Genomic DNA, 4,457 nt, shown 5'->3' on the forward strand with positions numbered 1-4,457 from the left:
GAATAGACGATCTGGCCGGGGGCGGGCGTGGTGCCCGGCATCACCAGCGCATCGCCGGTGGCGAGCATCGCCAGCCGCGGGCGGCGATGCACCGGCAGCGCCGCGTGGTTCATGCCGGCCGCGAGCGCGAGGTCGCGGTCGTTCAGCCGGTGGCCCTGGCGCAGTAGCACCTGGCCCTCCTTGAAATCGATTCCGGCCGGGCGGATGTGACGGCCGGATTTGACGGTCTCGTTGACGGTGACGCGGTCGCCGTCGCGCACGGTGTCTTCCTGGATCACCACGGCGTCCGAACCGTCCGGCACCACGCCGCCGGTGAAGATGCGCAGCGCCTCGCCAGGGCCGATGCCGATCGTCGCGGGGCGGCCGGCCGCGATCTCGCCGATCACCCGGAGCGTTGCCGGTGTCGCCGCCACGTCCGCAGCGCGCACCGCGTAGCCGTCCATTGCCGACATCGCCTGCGGCGGCTGGGTCCGAAGCGCCGCGAGATCGCGCGCCAGCACGCGGCGGTGAGCGTCCTCGATCGCGACCAGCTCGGTGTCGAGCCCATGCGCACCAGCCAGCACCGCGGCCAGCGCGTCGTCGACCGGCATCAGCGCCATCGGGCGTCTCCCTCGCAGGCAAGTTGAAATCGAACCGTCACGATCCGGCTTTAGGTGGCGCGCAGCGCCCGCGCAAGATGCGCTCGGCGTCGGCGGCGAGCGCGGCGTGCCGCCGCGTCGGCCTAAATCATTATTGTCGAACCGTCGTCTTCGCCTGTACGACCGGTTCCAGGCATCGAGCGGACGTGGAGCGCGCAGATGGAAGATTTCCCGAAATGGTTCCTGCGGATCATGGTCGTGGTCGGCATCATCGCGTTCGGCTCGGTGTATTGGATGCGCCACGACTGGAGCAAAGGCTGGGCGCCGTCGTTCAACGCCGGCGATTACGGCCCGCCGTCCGCATCCGCACCTGAGCCTGCAGCGGCTCCGGCGGCCGCGCCGGCCGCAGCTCCGAGCGAAGCCGCGCGGCCTGCGGCAGCGCCGAGCGCACAGCCGAGCCGTGCGTCGACGCCGTGCCAGCCGATCGGCCGCACCGCCAAGGGCGAGCTGGTGTACTCGATGGATTGCCGGGCACTGCCGGCGCAGTAACGAGCGGTCGCGGCGTTGCGCGCGAGCGCACGCCGCCGTGCTTCTGACGCGCTAATCGATGATCTCGGCGCCTTCGGCGCTGAGACGGGCGAGACCGTCCTTCATCTGCTGCACGCGCTCCGGCGAGTGGCCCTGCCACTTGGTCACTTCGGCGACGATGCGCAGCGGATGCTTTGAGCGATAGGACAGCGTCGGATTGCCGGGAAATTTCTTGTCGGTGAGATTGGGATCGTCCTCGAACGGGCCGGTCGGTTGGACCACATAGATCCGCTGCGGCGCATCGCCGGCGGCGAGCTCGGCGCCCCAGATCGCAGCGTCCAGCGTGCCGGAGAAATACACCCAGGACAGCGGCGCGACGGTGGTGAAGTTGGACTGGTAGCCGACCACGATCAGCTCGCCGGGACCGAGATCGGCCCGTGTCCCGTGGAAGAACTGACGCACGAACATGCTGGCCGCTGCGGACATGAGGGGCGCGCTCCGGTGTGACTGAACCGACGACAACGACGTCGGTGCGTGTCGGGTTCATCAGCCTCGAGGCTGATACCGCGCGCGTCGCGGTTTCCTTCGCCCCGGCTCAAGACGCACTGAGAACCGAGCGGAAGAGGGCGCTTTAAGTCGTTGCCGGCGCTTGGCCGCCGTCGTCGGCCTTGATCATCACCGGCAGATAGACGCTGGCGAATTCCGGCGGCAGGCGGCGCGGGCGGCCGCTGCTCAGTTCGATGCACACCAGCTGCCAGCGTCCGCGCATGATGGTGGCGCCGTCGCGGAGGCGGATCAGCTGGAAGCGGCGTTCCATCACCAGCTTGCCGTCGCTGCCATAGATCCAGGTTCCAAGCAGCAATTCGTCGCCCAAATGGCTCGGCAGCAGGTAGTCGTATTCGCCGCGCCGGATCGCCATCGCCCGGTCGATCCGCTGCCAGTCGGCAAGCGACAGTCCGAGCGCTTCGGAATGCGCCCAGCCGACGCTGTCGCACCAGCGCACATAGACGGAGTTGTTGGTGTGGTTGAGGCCGTCGATATCGGCCGGCGCGGGCGTCATCGGCAGCGTGAACGGGGCGGGATGATCCCAGGCAAGATCGGCAGAAGCGTCGGTCATCATCACGTCTCGTCGGTCGTCGGTTTCGCGCGCTTACAGCCCGAGCTGATCGAGGGTGCGGGCGACGTCGTCGCTGGAATGCACCTGGACGGCGTGCAGCCCGCGCTCGCGCGCGGCTTCGATGTTTTCCGCCAGATCGTCGAAGAACACAATGCGCTGCGGCGCAACCCCGATCGCCTTGACGACGTAATCGTAGGTCTCGCCGTGCGGCTTGCGCATGCCGATCTGCGACGACAGAAACAGTTCGCGGAAGTGCACCAGCAGCTCGGCATAGTGCTCGGAGAAATGCGCGATATGCGCATCGTTGGTGTTGGACAGCGCGTACAGCGGAAGCCGTTTGGCGGCGCGGTCGAGCAGCGGCGCGATGCCGGGCATTTCGCCGATGAAGATCGCGTTCCAGCCTTCGCGCAACTGTTCGTCGGTCAACGTCAACCCGAGCGCGCTGCGCACGGCGGCGAAGAACTGCGCATCGGTGACGTGGCCTGTCTCATAGCGATGGAAGGTGTCGTCCTGCGCCAGCTTGGCCATCAGCGCATGCGGATCGCTGCCGAGCTCGACGGCCCACGCCTTCAAGGTGCGGCGCAGATCGTAGTCGATCACCACGCGGCCGAGATCGAACAGCAGCGCATCGGCGGCGCCGGGGGCGAGGGCGGTGGTCATGCTGAGAACCTTGTCGATGAGAAGCTGCGAGTCATGCGGCGGCGACACAGACGCATTTTGGTTAAAGAATGTTATAGACTGACGAAACCGTTTGGTAATCCGCAGCCGCTACAAGAAATGCCGCTGCGAAGCGCATCTTGCTGCAATCACCTTGCACCGTATGCGGGGTCGCGGCGCCGGGTTTTGACCAGCGGCGATCCGCTCATGCGCTTCGGACTTCCCATCTTGCTGCCGTCGTCGACCGCATCGGATCCAAGCCGATGAAGGGTGGTGGTGGACGCCTGTCCTCGGGCAACAACAAGAAGAAGGCCGAGGAAGCTCACGCCACCCACGGCTGGTTCGTCACCTTTGCCGACCTGATGGGCCTTCTGGTCAGCTTCTTTGTCATGCTGGTGTCTTTCTCGACCCAGGACTTGCGCAAGATGCAGATCGTGGCCGGCTCGATGCGCGACGCGTTCGGCGTGCAGCAGAACTCGCGGTTCGCCGGCGTGATCGAGACCGACGGCGTGCCGGTTCAGGGGCACGTCAAGAGCAAGCGCAACGTCGCGCCCGATCAGGCCAGCAACACGCCGCATCTGGAAGAGGCCGGAGGCTCCGGCAGCGCCGCTTCTCATGCCAAGGCCGAGCGCGAATTCGCGCTGGCTTCGGCCTCGCTGCGCCAAGCGCTGCAGGACGTGCCGGAACTGGCCGAGATGTCCAAGAACGTCGTGTTCGAAGAGACGCCGGTCGGGCTCAATCTCGAACTCACCGATCAGGATGGCCGGCCGATGTTTCCGGACGGCTCGGCGGTGCCTTACGAACGCACCCGCAAGCTGGTCGCCCGGCTTGCTGCGCCGCTGCGCGCCACCTCGCTGCGCGTGATCATCGTCGGCCACACCGCGGCGACCGTGGTGCAGGCTGGCGATGACGATCCGCTCAGCCTGTCGGTGAACCGCGCCAATGCGGTACGCGAGGTCCTGAAACAGGAGGGCCTGCCCACCAGCCAGGTGCTGTCGCTGGTCGGCAAGGGCGACGGCGAACCGCTGTTTCCGGATGCGCCGACACTCGCCGCCAACCGCCGCGTCACCATCACCTTGATGCGCGAGAACCCGCCGCTGCCGCCGGATCTGCAGCGTTGACAACCGGTTGAGCTGACGACTTCGATTGGCGGCTCAAGCTCAGAAGCACAATCCGACGCGGCGGCCGCGCTTCCAACCCATCCGGCATTTCTGCTTGGTAGGGCCGTGCAGCATCTCGAAGCGCTGCGGCAGATTGGCGTCGGCATTCAGCTCGACGCAGGCGCCGCCGGCCGAGTAGTCGACGACGCGGCAAGGGATCACCGGCAGCTTCGGGCCGACGATCAGATTGGCATTCCCAGAGACGAGCCCGCTGGGGCGGACGCGTGCAAACCGTCGCGGCTGAGTCATACAAGTGGCTCCCGGCTGGCTGGATAAGGGATCAGCCCGATTGCAACCGAGACTTGTTAAATTCGAGTTGTTGTCGACTCTAAACCGGCGCTACTTCCTCGCAACTAAGCCGCGCCCCGGACCGCTTCGTGGAAGCCGGGGCGCGGATGCTTAATGCGCGGTTATGAG

The 4,457-nt window shown here is 66.5% G+C and carries 7 protein-coding genes; 2 read left to right on the forward strand and 5 right to left on the reverse strand.

From position 1 onward, the window contains the following. Nucleotides 1-599 (reverse strand): molybdopterin molybdotransferase MoeA (locus DYI24_RS21950; RefSeq protein WP_164573836.1); only part of this gene is annotated, 599 nt, incomplete at its 3' end. 198 nt (nt 600-797) lie between these two features. Between DYI24_RS21950 and DYI24_RS21955 the strand changes: the two genes are divergently transcribed. Further along, nucleotides 798-1,127, forward strand: coding sequence for a hypothetical protein (locus DYI24_RS21955; protein ID WP_164573837.1), 330 nt, complete (start codon nt 798-800; stop codon nt 1,125-1,127). 51 nt (nt 1,128-1,178) lie between these two features. Here DYI24_RS21955 and arr read toward each other — a convergent pair whose 3' ends face one another. From arr to DYI24_RS21970, 3 genes are all read right to left on the reverse strand, one after another. Beyond that, a complete protein-coding gene (arr, locus tag DYI24_RS21960; protein WP_164573838.1) occupies nt 1,179-1,592 on the reverse strand; it encodes an NAD(+)--rifampin ADP-ribosyltransferase in 414 nt (137 codons plus the stop codon). Nucleotides 1,593-1,737: 145 nt separating this feature from the next. Next, nucleotides 1,738-2,226, reverse strand: coding sequence for an acyl-CoA thioesterase (locus tag DYI24_RS21965; protein ID WP_107344799.1), 489 nt, complete (start codon nt 2,224-2,226; stop codon nt 1,738-1,740). A 30-nt stretch (nt 2,227-2,256) separates the two neighbouring features. Next, nucleotides 2,257-2,883 (reverse strand): HAD family hydrolase, encoded by a 627-nt coding sequence (locus DYI24_RS21970; RefSeq protein ID WP_164573839.1) that lies wholly within the window; start codon nt 2,881-2,883, stop codon nt 2,257-2,259. 260 nt (nt 2,884-3,143) lie between these two features. Here DYI24_RS21970 and DYI24_RS21975 point away from each other — a divergent pair, with 260 nt between their 5' ends. Continuing rightward, a complete protein-coding gene (locus DYI24_RS21975) occupies nt 3,144-4,001 on the forward strand; it encodes an OmpA/MotB family protein (protein ID WP_164573840.1) in 858 nt (285 codons plus the stop codon). Between the two features lie 39 nt (nt 4,002-4,040). On the opposite strand, the gene DYI24_RS21980 is transcribed toward DYI24_RS21975, so the two are convergent. After that, entirely contained in the window at nt 4,041-4,289 is a 249-nt protein-coding gene (locus tag DYI24_RS21980) for a PilZ domain-containing protein (protein ID WP_164573841.1), read from the reverse strand. Between the last annotated feature and the right edge of the window lie 168 nt (nt 4,290-4,457).

It is taken from the genome of Rhodopseudomonas sp. BR0C11 (assembly GCF_010820945.1).
GTDB lineage: Bacteria > Pseudomonadota > Alphaproteobacteria > Rhizobiales > Xanthobacteraceae > Rhodopseudomonas > Rhodopseudomonas palustris_H.

Bases quoted from the DNA above. Each gene is read 5' to 3' on its own strand.
- arr (WP_164573838.1), bottom strand. From the start codon at position 1,592: ATGTCCGCAGCGGCCAGCATGTTCGTGCGTCAGTTCTTCCACGGGACA.
- DYI24_RS21980 (WP_164573841.1), bottom strand. From the start codon at position 4,289: ATGACTCAGCCGCGACGGTTTGCACGCGTCCGCCCCAGCGGGCTCGTC.
- DYI24_RS21955 (WP_164573837.1), top strand. From the start codon at position 798: ATGGAAGATTTCCCGAAATGGTTCCTGCGGATCATGGTCGTGGTCGGC.
- DYI24_RS21965 (WP_107344799.1), bottom strand. From the start codon at position 2,226: ATGATGACCGACGCTTCTGCCGATCTTGCCTGGGATCATCCCGCCCCG.
- DYI24_RS21975 (WP_164573840.1), top strand. From the start codon at position 3,144: ATGAAGGGTGGTGGTGGACGCCTGTCCTCGGGCAACAACAAGAAGAAG.
- DYI24_RS21970 (WP_164573839.1), bottom strand. From the start codon at position 2,883: ATGACCACCGCCCTCGCCCCCGGCGCCGCCGATGCGCTGCTGTTCGAT.